We start from the raw sequence: 15,987 nt of genomic DNA on the forward strand, positions 1-15,987 counted from the left end.
TGCCTTCATAGTTTGGTGATGATGGCAGAGAGGTCACACCCGTTCCCATACCGAACACGGAAGTTAAGCTCTCTAGCGCCGATGGTAGTTGGGACCTTGTCCCTGTGAGAGTAGGACGTCGCCAAGCTATTTATATTGTCGCGGGGTGGAGCAGCACGGTAGCTCGTCGGGCTCATAACCCGAAGGTCGCAGGTTCAAATCCTGTCCCCGCAACCAAATGGTCCCGTGGTGTAGTGGTTAACATGCCTGCCTGTCACGCAGGAGATCGCCGGTTCGACCCCGGTCGGGACCGCCATTTCATATAAAGAAAAGAACGAAACAAGTTGTTTCGTATTTTTTTATTTGTTTTAACAAAAAACTAATAAAGACAGTCAAACTATCCTTAGGACAACTCCTAAGGACTTTTTTATATATTCAAAACCTGTATAATAAAGAGCAGAGAACATTGTGAGTAAAGTAGGTGAAGTCTGTGAGTAAATATGAAGTAACAACAAAATCTTCTGAGGAAACACAAAGGTTATCAGAAAAACTAGGTAAGCTCGTAGAGGCACAAGACGTAATTATTTTAGAAGGAGATCTTGGAGCTGGTAAGACGACTTTTACAAAGGGACTAGCAAAAGGTCTTGGAGTGAAAAGAGTTGTAAATAGTCCTACCTTTAATATCATCAAAGAATATAAAGGAAGATTACCGCTATATCATATGGACGTGTATCGCTTAGCAGAAAGTGAAGAGGACTTAGGCTTTGATGAATATTTCTACGGTGAAGGAATTACGGTAGTAGAATGGGCTCATTTAATAGAAGCATATTTACCGAATGAAAAGTTACAAATTAGTTTATTCCATGCTGGAGATGACACAAGAAAAATTATACTCGAGCCAATTGGAGATCGCTATATTAGATTATGTGAGGAGCTATTACAAGATGAAAGTACTAGCAATTGATACTTCAAATTACGTAATGGGTGTATCCCTTATTGAGGAAGGAAACGTAATTGGGGAAATCATTACAAATTTAACAAAAAACCATTCTGTACGTCTTATGCCAGCTGTAGAGAAACTGTTAAAAGAGTGTGGCGTAAAACCGAAGGAATTAACTAAAATCGTTGTAGCTGCTGGACCTGGATCCTATACAGGTGTTCGCATAGGCGTGACAGCGGCGAAAACATTAGCTTGGTCACTTCAAATACCAATTGTAGGTGTATCAAGTTTAGAGGTAGTAGCTGCAAACGGTGCTAACTTTAACGGGTTAATTTGTCCTTTATTTGATGGAAGACGTGGGCAAATTTATACTGGGTTATATACATATGAAGGAGAGCAGTTAACTTCAATAGAAGAAGACCGAATTATTCTTATTGTGGACTGGTTGCAAATGTTAAAAGATAAAGGACAGCCTGTTTTATTTATCGGTAACGATGTTAAATTGCATAAAGAAACAATTATAGAACATTTAGGTGATCAAGCTGTATTCGCTCCATTTACTAAAAATAACCCAAGACCAAGTGAGCTAGCATTCTTAGGATTACAAAAAGAAGAACAAGATGTGCATACGTTTGTTCCAAGCTATCTTCGTTTAGCTGAAGCTGAAACAAAGTGGTTAGAAAGTCAAAACAAGTAGGAGCTTGCAGAAGATGGATATGATATTTAGAAAGATGGAGCTTGATGATATTGCTCAAATTGTAGCTATTGAAGAAGCGTCTTTTTCAACTCCTTGGACTGCAGATGCCTTTCACCGTGAATTAACGATGAATGAACATGCACATTATATTGTGTTAGAAAAAGATGGTCGTGTAGTCGGGTATTGTGGATTGTGGATAATTATTGATGAATCACATATAACAAATATAGCTATTTTGCCAGAATACCGAGGTCAAAAGTTAGGAGATGCCCTATTGAAAGCAGTTATTTCTGAAGCGAAAGAACTAGGGGTAAAAACAATGACACTTGAAGTACGTGTATCAAATGAAGTAGCAAAGCAGTTATACAGAAAATACGGATTTCAAAATGGTGGGATTCGTAAACGATACTATGCAGACAATCAGGAAGATGGTCTCGTAATGTGGGTGAATATATAATGGAAAAAAATACGATTATACTTGGTATTGAAACAAGTTGTGATGAAACAGCAGTAGCAGTTGTTAAAAATGGAACGGAAATTATTGCGAATGTCGTTGCATCACAAATTGAAAGTCATAAACGTTTTGGCGGCGTTGTACCAGAGATTGCATCCCGTCATCATGTAGAAGAAATTACAGTTGTGTTAGAAGAAGCTTTAAAGGAAGCAAACATCACATTTGATGATATTGATGCAATTGCTGTAACAGAAGGTCCTGGTTTAGTAGGAGCACTTCTAATTGGAGTAAATGCAGCGAAGGCAGTAGCGTTTGCACATGATATTCCGTTAGTCGGTGTTCATCATATTGCTGGTCATATTTATGCGAACCGTTTAGTAAAAGAAGTTCAATTCCCGTTATTATCACTTGTTGTATCCGGTGGGCATACAGAACTTGTTTATATGAAAGAACATGGTTCATTCGAAGTAATTGGTGAAACACGAGACGATGCAGCTGGAGAAGCATATGATAAAGTAGCTCGTACGTTATCTATGCCATATCCAGGTGGTCCTCATATTGATCGCCTTGCACATGAAGGAAAACCGACAATTGATTTGCCTCGTGCATGGCTAGAACCGGATTCATATGATTTTAGCTTTAGTGGATTGAAATCAGCAGTTATCAACACTGTGCATAACGCAAAACAACGCGGTATAGAAATTGCGCCAGAAGATTTAGCGGCAAGTTTCCAAGAAAGTGTAATAGATGTACTTGTAACGAAAGCAGCTCGTGCAGCAGAAGCTTATAATGTAAAGCAATTACTTCTTGCTGGCGGAGTAGCTGCTAATAAAGGACTTCGTGCGCGATTAGAAGAGGAATTTGCACAAAAAGAAAACATTGAATTAATTATTCCGCCGCTATCTTTATGCACAGATAATGCAGCGATGATTGCAGCGGCAGGGACAATTGCTTATGAACAAGGTAAGCGTGCAACATTAGCCTTAAATGCAAATCCAGGATTAGATATTGAAGCATAGTTATGCACATAATTAACCACAGGTTGTGGATAAAACCCATATTGTCTGTTGATAATGTGGGTTTTATTGTGTATATAAAATGTTGATAACTTTTTTGTTGATTGTGGATAATGTGGAAAAGTTATTTTAAGGTTTATTTTATAAAGGTGGATATGTGTATAAACTTGTGGATAAATAGGATGATGTCAGACCTTTAAATTTGTTCTTTTTCGGGAAATAAAAAGTAAGAAGATATCCCCGAAAAACATTTTGAAACATCCCCCTATTATAGAAGATGCTAATATTGTCAATCTTTGTCGTTAAATCGATATTTCGTGTCGAATTGTTAATATATATAGGGTTACAATAGATATATTTGAAAAATCGTTGGTATATTCTAAGTTGCGATTGATATACTCAAAAAATTGTTTCTGTATTAAAAGAAAAAAAGATGTCACATAGTCAAAAATCCTGACTTATGAGACATCTTCTTTATTTAAATATGCTTATACATGCAGCTCTTCCCATTCTGCCATACAAGTTTCAAGTTGTTCTTGTAGCGTTTGCTTTTTAGTTGTAATTTCACTAGCTTTTTCATAATCTGCATATATTTCTGGTAAGCAAAGTTGATCTTCTAACGTAGCAATTTCTTCTTCTAATTCTAATATACTTTGTTCTAGCTCTTCAATTTTTCTAGTGCGTTGACGCTCTAGTTTTTTACGCTCTTTTTCTTCTAAATAATTTAATTTCTCTTGTGCAACCACTTTTTGAACAGGAATGTCACTTTCTTGCTGTTCAAGTTCTGCACGTTCAATCATTTCATTTTTCTTTTCAACGTAGTAATCGTAATCCCCTAAATATTCCTGTGCACCTTCTGTTGATAACTCAACCACAGTCGTTGTTACACGGTTAATAAAGTAGCGGTCATGTGAGACGAATAGAAGAGTCCCTGGGTAATCAATTAAAGCATTCTCCAAAATCTCTTTACTATTTAAATCAAGGTGGTTCGTAGGCTCATCTAGAATTAACAAATTTGACTTTTGCATCATAAGTTTTGCAAGAGCTAATCGAGCTTTTTGTCCACCACTAAGAGAAGATACTGGTTTCAGTACATCATCTCCTGTGAATAAAAAACTCCCGAGTATAGTACGGATTTCTTTTTCAGGTTGCAGTGGATATTCATCCCATAATTCATTTAAAACCCGTTTAGAAGATGTTAAGTTTGCTTGTTCTTGATCATAATAACCAACAGATACATTTGATCCGAAAGAAACATCACCATTTAATAGTGGTAACTTATTCACAATAGACTTTAACAATGTGGATTTCCCAATTCCGTTTGGACCAACTAAAGCAACACTATCTCCGCGAGTTAAGCGCATAGTTACATGTTCAATTATAGGGTTCTCATCATAGCCGATGGTTGCATCATTTACTTGTAAAACATCATTTCCACTTTGCTTTTCAATATCGAAGTGGAATGATGCTGACTTAGAATCCCCTAATGGTCTCGTTAATAATTCCATTTTGTCTAGTTGTTTACGACGACTTTGAGCACGTTTCGTTGTAGAAGCGCGAGCTATATTCTTTTGAACGAAGTCCTCAAGTTTTGCGATTTCATCTTGTTGTTTTTCGTAACGTTTCATTTCTTGCTCATATAATGCTGATTTTAAGTCTAAATATTTACTGTAGTTACCAACAAATCGTCTGCTTTCTTTATTCGAAATTTCATATACTTGTGTAACGAGTTTGTCTAAGAAATAACGGTCATGTGAAACGATTAATATTGCGCCAGGATAACCTTGTAAATATTGCTCAAGCCACGTTAATGTTTCGATGTCTAAATGGTTTGTAGGCTCGTCCAAAATAAGTAAGTCTGGTTTTGTTAATAATAATTTCCCGAGAGCTAATCTTGTTTTTTGCCCGCCGCTTAAAGTAGAGATCGTCGTCTGGTGCGTTTCAACTGGGAAGCCAAGGCCGCTTAAAATGGAGCGAATATCCGCTTCATATTGATATCCACCTTGATCTTTATAATTGAGTTGCAATTGGTCATAATCAGCTAACAATCTTTCATATGTAGCTTCGTTTGAAAAGTTTTCTTCTTTTCCCATTTCTTGCTCAAGCCTTCGAAGTTTTGTCTCCATTTGCTGTAAGTGGGTAAAGACGGTTAGCATTTCATCCCAAATTGTTAAAGACGTTTCTAGTCCAGTATTTTGAGCTAAATATCCGATTGAGACATCTTTCGGTTTTATAATTTCGCCACCATCATGAGATAATTCACCAGCGATAATTTTTAATAATGTAGATTTGCCTGCTCCATTCCTTCCAACTAATGCGATACGATCTTTTGTTTGTACTTCCAATTTTATGTTTGCAAGAATCGTTTCTGCACCGTATAATTTCGAAAGCGCGTTTACTTGTAATAAAATCAATATTTTCACCTCAAATAATTTCTTAACTTTGCCATGTTTATATTTCTCAATCATACTAAAAATAGTGTATAGTTTAAAATAAAGAGAGAATACTTCTTCTCTTTATTATACAAGGAATTTAATGAGTGCTAAACTTCTGTATTTGATTAAAGTATATGAATAAAGATAGGAAGAGAGGAGAGGTCATATGGATCAGCAAAAGATTCCACAAGCCACTGCTAAAAGATTGCCTCTATACTATCGATTTATCCAAAACTTATCTCTTTCTGGTAAGCAGCGTGTTTCATCGGCCGAATTGAGTGAGGCAGTAAAAGTAGATTCCGCAACAATACGAAGAGATTTTTCGTATTTTGGAGCGTTAGGGAAAAAGGGATATGGATATAACGTAAATTATTTATTATCATTTTTCCGCGAAACACTTGATCAAGATGATATAACACGTGTAGCACTTATTGGAGTAGGTAATTTAGGGACCGCTTTCTTACATTATAATTTCACGAAAAACAATAATACAAAAATTGAAATGGCATTTGATGTTAGTGAAGAGAAAGTTGGAACAGAAATCGGGGGCATTCCTGTATATCATTTAGATGAATTAGAAGAGAGATTATCAAATGATATACAAGTGGCAATATTAACAGTACCGGCTACAGTAGCACAAGCTGTAGCAGATAGATTAGCTGAAACGAGCGTGCACGGTATTTTGAATTTCACACCAGCGCGATTAAACGTATCAGAGAATATTAGAATTCATCATATTGACTTAGCTGTAGAGTTACAAACATTAGTTTACTTTTTGAAAAACTATCCACAATAAAACGCAGAGGAAGCGACCTCTGCGTTTTATTATTGTTTCTTCTTTGTGAATTTGATTAATATAAGGCGAAGCGCCAAATTAAAATCAATTGTTGCCATAACTGCAAATAGTATTGTCCACATATTCCAGATTGTATCTGTCACGTTCGTAATGGCGAAGCGTGTAAAGATACATCCAAGAAGGAAGTATAGTGCAGCCATGAACAATGGTGAGTTTCTCATACAAAAAATCCTCCGATAAAGCCTTGCATTTTTTCAGCTTCTTTAATCATTTCTTGAATTTGTTCATTGCTCATAAAAATTTGCCCAATAGCGACTAATGTATTCATCGCAACATGAGCTGCAATCGGAACGATAATACGTTTCGTCTTCACATATAAGAAGGCGAATACGAGCCCCATAGCAGTGTATACCAATAAATGAGTAAAATCAAAATGAATTGCTGCGAATACAAGCGAACTAATGATAGCTGCGATAAAGAAGTTAAACTTCTTATAAAGTGCACCAAATAAAATTTTTCTAAATACGATTTCTTCTAAGATAGGTCCAATTATAGATACAACAATAAGGAACCAAGGGGTCGTTCTTGCAATCTCCATCAGTTTCATTGTATTTTCTGAACCTTGTTTAATTCCTAGCAGCTGCATCTCGATCATACCGGCAACTATTTGTGAAAAGAAAGCTAAGAAGAACCCGATGAAAATCCATCCAATAGTAGCTGGAGCAGAAGAGCGCTTTGGATCTAAATGCCTGTCACGAATATCTGTTCTAAGTAACCAAAGTACGATACATAATGCAACAAAGAAGCTAATAATTGCCCAGTGTCCCGTTATGATTTGTCCTTTTTCCTCAATGGTAAATCCTCTATTATCATAGAGTCCTGTTTTTAGGAGAAGTGGCAATCCAACAACGCCAGATAACTGCATTAAAATGTATGTAACGATAATCCACCAGTATTGTTTCTTCAAATGGTTTAACCATCCTTTCTAACTATAGTGTATGAGATAAGTTAGGATAACATGTAAATATGCTACCTACGATATAAACCTCACTTGAATTATGTTTTTTTCGTAAATCCTTATTTGAAATTATAATAGAAGACAGGAGAAAGTTGTGTGTGTAGCGAAAACAACTTAGGGTGTCCTTTCATATTGTAACATACGAGCAGTGGAAACAACGATTCATATAGTAAAGGCAGTATTCTATATAGAAAGTTTATATAGTGATTTGCGAAAAAATTATGATTTTTTTACTTGCAAAAGAAATTGAGATTATTTATTATTATAAGTGTGTTAGCACTCGGATGACTTGAGTGCTAATAAAAGAAATTTACATAACAAAATGAGGAGGTTATTGTTCATGCTAAAGCCATTAGGTGATCGCGTTGTAATTGAGCTTGTTCAAGCAGAAGAAAAAACAGCAAGTGGTATTGTATTACCAGATACTGCAAAAGAAAAACCACAAGAGGGTAAAGTAGTTGCAGTAGGTACTGGTCGAGTGCTTGAGAATGGTGAGCGTGTTGCTTTAGAGGTAGCAGCAGGTGATCTTATCATCTTCTCAAAATATGCAGGTACTGAAGTGAAATATGAAGGTACAGACTACTTGATTTTACGTGAAAGTGACATTTTAGCAGTTATCGGTTAATTATATAAATCTTAAAAAATCCAAGGGGGTCAATTATTATGGCAAAAGATATTAAATTTAGTGAAGAAGCACGTCGTTCGATGCTTCGCGGTGTCGACACTCTTGCAAACGCAGTAAAAGTTACGCTTGGACCAAAAGGTCGTAACGTTGTACTTGAGAAAAAATTTGGTTCACCACTTATTACAAATGATGGTGTAACAATCGCAAAAGAAATTGAATTAGAAGATGCATTCGAAAACATGGGTGCGAAATTAGTAGCAGAAGTTGCTAGCAAAACAAATGACGTAGCTGGTGACGGAACAACAACTGCAACTGTATTAGCGCAAGCTATGATTCGTGAAGGTCTTAAAAACGTAACAGCTGGTGCGAACCCAATGGGTCTTCGTAAAGGTATCGAAAAAGCTGTTACTGCTGCAATTGAAGAATTAAAAACGATTTCTAAACCAATCGAAGGTAAATCTTCTATCGCACAAGTAGCTGCTATTTCTGCTGCTGACGAAGAAGTAGGTCAATTAATCGCTGAAGCAATGGAGCGCGTTGGTAACGACGGCGTTATTACTTTAGAAGAATCTAAAGGCTTCACAACAGAATTAGACGTAGTAGAAGGTATGCAATTTGATCGTGGATATGCATCTCCTTACATGATTACTGATTCTGACAAAATGGAAGCAGTTCTTGATAACCCATACATCTTAATCACTGATAAAAAGATTTCTAACATTCAAGAAATCTTACCAGTATTAGAGCAAGTGGTACAACAAGGTAAACCACTTCTTATCATTGCTGAAGATGTAGAAGGCGAAGCGTTAGCTACATTAGTAGTGAACAAACTTCGTGGTACATTCAATGTAGTAGCTGTTAAAGCTCCTGGATTTGGTGACCGTCGTAAAGCAATGCTAGAAGATATCGCGATCTTAACTGGTGGCGAAGTAATCACTGAAGAATTAGGCCGTGACTTAAAATCTGCTACAGTTGAATCTTTAGGACGCGCTGGTAAAGTTGTTGTAACGAAAGAAAACACAACTGTAGTTGAAGGTGTAGGAAGCACAGAACAAATCGAAGCTCGCATCGGTCAAATCCGTGCGCAATTAGAAGAAACAACTTCTGAATTCGATCGTGAAAAATTACAAGAGCGTCTTGCAAAACTTGCAGGTGGCGTAGCGGTAATTAAAGTAGGTGCAGCAACTGAAACTGAGTTGAAAGAACGCAAACTTCGCATTGAAGATGCACTTAACTCAACTCGTGCAGCAGTAGAAGAAGGTATCGTTGCAGGTGGTGGTACTTCACTTATGAACGTATACACAAAAGTAGCTTCTATCGTAGCTGAAGGCGACGAAGCAACAGGTATCAACATCGTACTTCGCGCACTAGAAGAGCCAGTTCGTCAAATCGCAATCAACGCTGGTCTAGAAGGATCTGTAGTTGTAGAGCGTCTAAAAGGCGAAAAAGTAGGCGTTGGTTTCAACGCAGCTACTGGCGAATGGGTTAACATGCTTGAGTCTGGTATCGTAGATCCAGCTAAAGTAACTCGTTCTGCACTTCAAAACGCAGCATCTGTTGCAGCTATGTTCTTAACAACTGAAGCTGTAGTAGCTGACAAACCAGAACCAAATGCACCAGCAATGCCTGACATGGGCGGCATGGGCATGGGCGGTATGGGCGGAATGATGTAATTCCGTTTGCTCTAAAAAACATCCATTTCTATATAGAAATGGATGTTTTTTTATGTTTTTTAGAAAAGGAAATGAATTTCTGTAGAATTTTGTCGCTTTCTCTCTTGACCATATTGATATTTCATTGTTAGAATCTAGGAAGATAATATAAAACGATCCTTCATATATCCTCAATGATATGGTTTGAGAGTCTCTACCGGGTTACCGCAAACAACCTGACTATGAAGGCAGTGTGTCTTATATTTATAAAGAGCGGAGACTATCTTTCTTTATAAAGCCAGACCCCTGCCTTTTCTTTGTTATGAGACTAGAGGCGGAGGACTGGCTTTTTTTATTATATTGGTAATGCTTTTCGCCAAATTGGTGAAAATATTTATATACGAGAACTAACGTTGGGGTGATTATTTTGAAGAAACAACACGATACAATTATCGTTTTAGATTTTGGAAGTCAATACAATCAGTTAATAGCACGTCGAATTCGTGAGTTCGGTGTATACAGTGAACTTCATCCACATACAATTACTGCAGAAGAAATTAAAGCAATGAATCCAAAAGGGATTATTTTCTCTGGTGGACCAAATAGCGTATACGGTGAAGGTGCATTACATTGTGATGAAAAAATCTTTGAACTAGGTTTACCAATCTTCGGTATTTGTTACGGTATGCAGCTTATGACGCAACACTTCGGTGGTAAAGTAGAGCGTGCAAATCACCGTGAGTACGGAAAAGCTGTTCTTAAAGTAGAGAACGAATCAAAATTATATGCGAACCTTCCAGAAGAGCAAGTTGTATGGATGAGCCATGGTGACTTAGTAACTGGTTTACCTGAAGGATTCGTAGTAGACGCAACAAGTGAGTCTTGCCCAATTGCTGGTATGAGCAATGAAGCGAAAAACTTATACGGTGTACAATTCCACCCAGAAGTACGTCACTCTGAGCACGGTAACGATTTAATTAAAAACTTCGTATTCGGCGTATGTGGTTGTTCTGAAGGATGGAACATGGAGAACTTTATCGAAGTAGAATTAGAAAAAATTCGTGAAACTGTTGGAGACAAAAAAGTACTATGCGCACTTAGTGGCGGTGTAGACTCTTCTGTTGTAGCAGTATTAATTCATAAAGCAATCGGCGATCAATTAACTTGTATTTTCGTTGACCACGGCTTACTGCGTAAAGGCGAAGCAGAAGGCGTTATGAAAACATTTAGCGAAGGCTTCCACATGAACGTTATTAAAGTGGATGCAAAAGAACGCTTCATGAACAAGTTAAAAGGTGTAGAAGATCCAGAACAAAAACGTAAAATCATCGGTAACGAATTCATTTACGTATTTGATGATGAAGCGTCTAAATTACAAGGTATGGACTTCCTAGCGCAAGGTACACTGTACACAGACATCGTTGAAAGTGGTACAGCAACTGCACAAACAATTAAATCTCACCACAACGTTGGTGGACTTCCAGAAGACATGCAGTTCAAATTAATTGAGCCTTTAAACACGTTATTTAAAGACGAAGTACGTGTATTAGGATCTGAACTAGGAATTCCTGATGAAATCGTATGGCGTCAACCATTCCCAGGGCCGGGTCTTGGTATTCGTGTATTAGGTGAAATTACAGAAGAGAAATTAGAAATCGTTCGTGAATCTGATGCGATTTTACGTGAAGAAATTATTAAAGCGGGCTTAGACCGTGAAATCTGGCAATACTTCACTGCACTTCCTGGTATGCGTAGCGTAGGTGTTATGGGTGACGAGCGTACTTACGATTACACAGTAGGTATCCGTGCAGTAACATCTATCGACGGTATGACAGCTGACTGGGCACGTATCCCTTGGGACGTATTAGAGAAAATCTCTGTACGTATCGTAAACGAAGTAAAACACGTTAACCGTATCGTGTATGATGTAACGAGTAAGCCACCAGCAACTATTGAGTGGGAATAGTATTTATAAAAAGGTCCATCTATTGCTTATGCATAGATGGATCTTTTTTGTTTTGGTGTTAATACGAACGAAACTATAGAAGTTTATGAAAATGTTCGTTTTTAAATTGACAAAACTACTTCGTCGAGTTAATATGATTATGTAATTCAAACGAAAAGTGAATATTATAGCCGTCGTATAATATCGGGGATATGGCCCGAAAGTTTCTACCTAGCTACCGTAAATGGCTTGACTACGAGGCGTTTGTATAAAGATGAGGGGAAACTTGTCTTTGTTTATAGAACGCTTCCATGTATATATGCAATGGGAGCCTTTTTTATTTCTCGGGATAAAAGAGGGCTAGGGTGAAATACGGCGAGTAATCATATAACGGGGGAAACATAGGATGAAACGCTATTTTCAGTTTGATGAGCTCGGTACGAATTATAAGACTGAGTTCATAGCAGGGTTAACGACATTTCTATCTATGGCTTACGTACTATTTGTCAATCCTGCTACGCTGTCGCTTGGAAATGTTAAAGGGTTACCAGCAGGTACAGGGATGGATCCAGGTGCAGTATTCGTTGCTACGGCATTAGCGGCAGCGATCGGTTCGTTAATTATGGGTATTTTCGCGAAGTATCCAATTGCTTTAGCGCCAGGTATGGGAATTAACGCGTTCTTTGCTTATACAGCAGTGTTAACGATGGGTATTCCGTGGCAAACGGCCATTGCCGGAACATTAATGTCAGGTATTATCTTTATTATTCTTACTGCTTCAGGTATTCGTGAAAAAATCATTAATGCAATTCCATCGGAGTTAAAGTTTGCAGTAGCAGCAGGTATTGGATTATTCATTGCTTTCCTTGGATTCCAAAATGCCGGAATTATCGTGAAAAACGATGCGGTTCTTGTTGGGTTGGGGGACTTAACAAAGGGCACAACGTTACTAGCAATCTTCGGGGTTGTTACTACGATCATCTTCATGATTAAGAAAGTTAATGGTGCAGTATTCTACGGTATGATTCTTACAGCGATCTTAGGAGTTGCAACAGGATTAATTGATACTCCGAAAGCTGTGGTGGGAGCAATACCGAGTCTAGAACCAACGTTCGGCGTGGCGTTAACGCACTTCGGAGATATTTTCACAGTTCAAATGGGGATTGTTATTATAACGTTCTTCTTTATCGATTTCTTTGATACAGCAGGTACGCTTGTAGCGGTTGCAAATCAAGCAGGATTAATGAAGAACAATAAATTACCACGTGCAGGAAAAGCGTTATTTGCAGATGCGATTGCAACTGTAATTGGTGCGATTTTAGGTACATCAACAACAACGTCTTACATTGAATCGTCTGCAGGGGTAGCAGCAGGAGGACGTTCTGGATTTACAGCAGTTGTAACAGCAGGATTCTTCTTACTGGCACTATTCTTCTCGCCATTACTAAGTGTTGTAACGCCAGCTGTAACAGCACCGGCTTTAATTATTGTAGGAATCTTGATGGTTTCTTCCTTAGGGGAAATTGATTGGAAGAAATTCGAGATTGCAGTACCAGCATTCTTTACAATTATCTCTATGCCACTTACGTATAGTATCGCAACTGGGATTGCGATTGGATTTATCTTCTATCCAATTACAATGGTTGTGAGTGGTCGTCGTAAAGAGGTTCATCCAATTATGTATGTTATGGGAGTTTTATTCGTACTATATTTCATCTATGTTCGTAAATAAAAGGGGTTTTTTAAAGGTCTAGACTTAAGGGGAGTCTAGACCTTTTTTGCGTCTTCAGAAAATCTTAAGGATTTCCGAGCGTTTTTCTTCAGAAGTTTTCCTATAATAGAAGTTAGGGATTAAAAAAGTGATGGGGGAGATATTGTGGCACACGAAACAATACTTGTCGTAGATGATGAAAAAGAAATTCGGAATTTAATTACAATCTATTTAAAGAATGAAGGATATAAAGTATTACAAGCAGGAGACGGAGAAGAAGGATTACGTCTATTGGAAGAAAATGAAGTACATCTAGTCGTATTAGATATTATGATGCCGAAAGTGGATGGTATTCATATGTGTATGAAGGTAAGGGAAGCGAAAGAAATGCCTATTATTATGCTTTCTGCGAAAACGCAAGATATGGATAAGATTTTAGGGTTAACAACGGGTGCAGATGATTATGTAACGAAACCATTTAATCCATTAGAGTTAATTGCACGAATTAAATCTCAGTTACGCCGTTATATGAAAATGAATGGTTTCGCTGTCCAAAATGAGGACGAGTTAGAAATTGGGGAGATGAAAATCAACATCTCGACCCATAAAGTTGTTGTAGAGGGAGAAGAAGTGAAACTAACTCCGAGGGAATTTTCAATTTTAGAATTGCTAGCTAGAAATCCAGGTATGGTGTTTAGTGCGGAGCAAATTTATGAAAAGGTGTGGAACGAACGATCTTTCCAGTCTGATAATACTGTAATGGTGCACATTCGGAAAGTGCGTGAAAAGATTGAGGAGAATCCAAGGAAACCTAGATATATAAAAACAGTATGGGGAGTGGGGTATAAGATTGAAAAAGATATTTAATCCGTTTACTTATATAAGGAAAATAAGAGAATTAATTGAGAAATTAGTAAAGAGCGTACGAAAGAGTATAAGGATTCAATTAATTACTACTTTTGCTGCTTGTGCGTTATTAGGAGTTTTGTCAGCGAAGGGAGCTGCGCCATTTTTTGAGAATGCGAATCGTCAAGCAACTATCGATTATCGGGCTGGTATGGAACAAATTAATCACCAAGCTCAAGGAGCGGCAAATAGTTCGGTTCATGAAAATAAATTAGAAGCTATATCAAATATGATTGAAATGGAGAACCAAAATTTAGAGCAAGGGTCTAGAGCTTTAAAGATATTGGTTACTGATGAAAGTGGTAAAGTTTTATATAAAACAAAGCAAGCGCAAGAAGAGCAAATCGATTTGCATAATACGATTCGTAATGCAGCATCATTTGCGATTAATTATACAGATGGTAGAAATGTATTTGAAAGTACAAGAAAAGAGTTTATATCTTTTTCACCTATTACTATTGAAGGAAAGAATTTGTACATGTTTGTTAGCGGAATTCCAGAGGGAGAGGTAATGTATGACACGAAAGAAGGACCATTCCCATTTTTAATTGGTGTTCTTGTATTCATTTTCTCTTTCTTCTATATAACAAAGAGAAAGATGAAGCAGATTGAAGCAATGGCACAAGGTGTAAAGGAAATAGAAAGAGGCAACTTAGCGTACCGCATTGAGAAAAAAGGTGAAGATGAGATTGCAGCTTTAACTGAGAATATTAATAATATGGCAGAAGAGCTTATGAATAATATAGAAAAGGAACGTAAATTAGAGAAACAGAAGAGTGAGCTTATTACGAATGTATCTCACGATTTACGTACACCACTTACTTCTATTATGGGTTACTTACGATTACTTAGAGATTCTAAATATGAAAATAAAGAACAACATGATGAGTATACGAGAATTGCTTTTGCAAAGTCGGAGCAGTTAAAAAATTTAATAGAAGATTTATTTGAGTATACGAAGTTAACAAATGAACAAGTTGTATTAGAAAAACAGGAAGTTTGTATGAATGAGCTACTCGAGCAATTAATAGAAGAGTTAGTACCGCAGGCGGAAGAACATGGACTTACGTTTGTTAAGAAGTTTCCTGAGGAACGTGCTTATGCATCAATTGATTCGGAAAAGATGGTTCGTGTATTTGATAATTTACTAATGAATGCGATTAAGTATAGTAAAGATGATGCAGATATAAAAGTTTCTCTTCAAAGGCAGCGTAGGGATATACAAATTGTAATTGCGAATCATAGTGAAGAGTTTACGAGAGAAGAGTTAGCGAATTTGTTTGAACGTTTCTATAAGAAGGATCAATCTCGAAGTAGAGTAACGGAAGGGTCGGGACTCGGTTTAGCGATTGCGAAAAGTATTGTTGAGTTACAAGGTGGTAGTATTCGAGCGGAATATAGGGATGGTATTATTCAATTTATCGTTTCGTTACCAATTATAGAAAAATAATAAATGAATAGAATGATATGTGATAAAAAGGCTTATTTTAAAAGAAATAAGCCTTTTTATATTTTTTATAAAAACATATTGACGATTAGAGCTTAGAGGTGTAATATAGAACAAGTCGCCGATGACAATAACGTCGAAAGCGACAAACGAAATAAAAAACTTAGTTGACATTGAAAGATGAAAATGTTAACATAAGGAAGTCGCAAATGAGCGGCTAAGTAGTTCTTTGAAAACTGAACGAAACAAACAACGTGAAACGTCAATTTTTATTTTAGATGCTAGACAAACTAACTTTATTGGAGAGTTTGATCCTGGCTCAGGATGAACGCTGGCGGCGTGCCTAATACATGCAAGTCGAGCGAA

The 15,987-nt window shown here is 37.2% G+C and carries 14 protein-coding genes, 2 tRNA genes, 2 rRNA genes and 2 riboswitches; of the genes, 15 read left to right on the plus strand and 3 right to left on the minus strand.

All coding sequences use genetic code 11. From position 1 onward, the window contains the following. The first annotated feature begins 11 nt into the window (after positions 1–11). From rrf to tsaD, 7 genes are all read left to right on the plus strand, one after another. Positions 12–127 (plus strand): 5S ribosomal RNA (gene rrf, locus D1166_RS29755). Between the two features lie 12 nt (positions 128–139). Next, a tRNA-Met gene (locus D1166_RS29760) sits at positions 140–216 on the plus strand. A gap of 3 nt (positions 217–219) precedes the next feature. Then, positions 220–295, plus strand: a tRNA-Asp gene (locus tag D1166_RS29765). A 174-nt stretch (positions 296–469) separates the two neighbouring features. Then, positions 470–943: a tRNA (adenosine(37)-N6)-threonylcarbamoyltransferase complex ATPase subunit type 1 TsaE gene (tsaE, locus tag D1166_RS29770; protein WP_000049648.1), complete on the plus strand. Its 474-nt coding sequence runs from the start codon at positions 470–472 to the stop codon at positions 941–943. Continuing rightward, the gene (gene tsaB, locus D1166_RS29775) at positions 924–1,616 is read left to right on the plus strand and encodes a tRNA (adenosine(37)-N6)-threonylcarbamoyltransferase complex dimerization subunit type 1 TsaB (RefSeq protein WP_000865753.1); all 693 of its coding nucleotides are present in this window, start codon (positions 924–926) and stop codon (positions 1,614–1,616) included. The genes tsaE and tsaB overlap by 20 nt, the downstream gene beginning before the upstream one ends. A 13-nt stretch (positions 1,617–1,629) precedes the next feature. Continuing rightward, entirely contained in the window at positions 1,630–2,073 is a 444-nt protein-coding gene (gene rimI, locus D1166_RS29780) for a ribosomal protein S18-alanine N-acetyltransferase (protein WP_000367190.1), read from the plus strand. Next, entirely contained in the window at positions 2,073–3,089 is a 1,017-nt protein-coding gene (tsaD, locus tag D1166_RS29785) for a tRNA (adenosine(37)-N6)-threonylcarbamoyltransferase complex transferase subunit TsaD (protein ID WP_097856665.1), read from the plus strand. Before rimI ends, tsaD begins: the two co-directional genes overlap by 1 nt. Positions 3,090–3,574: 485 nt before the next feature. On the opposite strand, the gene D1166_RS29790 is transcribed toward tsaD, so the two are convergent. Next, positions 3,575–5,500 (minus strand): ABC-F family ATP-binding cassette domain-containing protein, encoded by a 1,926-nt coding sequence (locus tag D1166_RS29790; protein WP_218940420.1) that lies wholly within the window; start codon positions 5,498–5,500, stop codon positions 3,575–3,577. A 187-nt stretch (positions 5,501–5,687) separates the two neighbouring features. On the opposite strand from D1166_RS29790, the gene D1166_RS29795 reads away from it, so the two are divergent. Beyond that, entirely contained in the window at positions 5,688–6,317 is a 630-nt protein-coding gene (locus D1166_RS29795) for a redox-sensing transcriptional repressor Rex (protein WP_000372699.1), read from the plus strand. Between the two features lie 29 nt (positions 6,318–6,346). Here the strand turns inward: D1166_RS29795 and D1166_RS29800 are convergent, their stop codons facing one another. Both D1166_RS29800 and D1166_RS29805 read right to left on the minus strand, forming a co-directional pair. Then, positions 6,347–6,538 (minus strand): YdiK family protein, encoded by a 192-nt coding sequence (locus D1166_RS29800; RefSeq protein ID WP_001246200.1) that lies wholly within the window; start codon positions 6,536–6,538, stop codon positions 6,347–6,349. Beyond that, positions 6,535–7,284 (minus strand): CPBP family intramembrane glutamic endopeptidase, encoded by a 750-nt coding sequence (locus tag D1166_RS29805; protein WP_000745326.1) that lies wholly within the window; start codon positions 7,282–7,284, stop codon positions 6,535–6,537. The genes D1166_RS29800 and D1166_RS29805 overlap by 4 nt, the downstream gene beginning before the upstream one ends. A 391-nt stretch (positions 7,285–7,675) precedes the next feature. Between D1166_RS29805 and groES the strand changes: the two genes are divergently transcribed. From groES to D1166_RS29845, 7 genes are all read left to right on the plus strand, one after another. After that, on the plus strand, positions 7,676–7,960 hold the full coding sequence (gene groES, locus D1166_RS29810; RefSeq protein ID WP_000917311.1) for a co-chaperone GroES: 285 nt from the start codon (positions 7,676–7,678) through the stop codon (positions 7,958–7,960). Between the two features lie 38 nt (positions 7,961–7,998). Then, complete coding sequence (groL, locus tag D1166_RS29815) at positions 7,999–9,633, plus strand: chaperonin GroEL (RefSeq protein WP_001029993.1); 1,635 nt, start codon at positions 7,999–8,001, stop codon at positions 9,631–9,633. Positions 9,634–9,773: 140 nt separating this feature from the next. Beyond that, positions 9,774–9,875, plus strand: a riboswitch (purine riboswitch). Between the two features lie 164 nt (positions 9,876–10,039). Next, entirely contained in the window at positions 10,040–11,578 is a 1,539-nt protein-coding gene (gene guaA, locus D1166_RS29820; protein ID WP_000743906.1) for a glutamine-hydrolyzing GMP synthase, read from the plus strand. A gap of 153 nt (positions 11,579–11,731) precedes the next feature. After that, positions 11,732–11,833, plus strand: a riboswitch (purine riboswitch). Between the two features lie 130 nt (positions 11,834–11,963). After that, positions 11,964–13,289: an NCS2 family permease gene (locus D1166_RS29825; protein WP_000833096.1), complete on the plus strand. Its 1,326-nt coding sequence runs from the start codon at positions 11,964–11,966 to the stop codon at positions 13,287–13,289. 144 nt (positions 13,290–13,433) lie between these two features. Next, positions 13,434–14,135, plus strand: a complete 702-nt coding sequence (locus D1166_RS29830) for a response regulator transcription factor (protein WP_000929887.1) — start codon at positions 13,434–13,436, stop codon at positions 14,133–14,135. Further along, the gene (gene ampS, locus D1166_RS29835) at positions 14,119–15,624 is read left to right on the plus strand and encodes an aminopeptidase AmpS (protein WP_097856663.1); all 1,506 of its coding nucleotides are present in this window, start codon (positions 14,119–14,121) and stop codon (positions 15,622–15,624) included. Before D1166_RS29830 ends, ampS begins: the two co-directional genes overlap by 17 nt. A 293-nt stretch (positions 15,625–15,917) precedes the next feature. Then, positions 15,918–15,987 (plus strand): 16S ribosomal RNA (locus D1166_RS29845); the annotation flags it as partial.

Origin of the sequence: Bacillus sp. ISO11, from assembly GCF_003458115.1 — a bacterium.
Taxonomy (GTDB): domain Bacteria; phylum Bacillota; class Bacilli; order Bacillales; family Bacillaceae_G; genus Bacillus_A; species Bacillus_A cereus.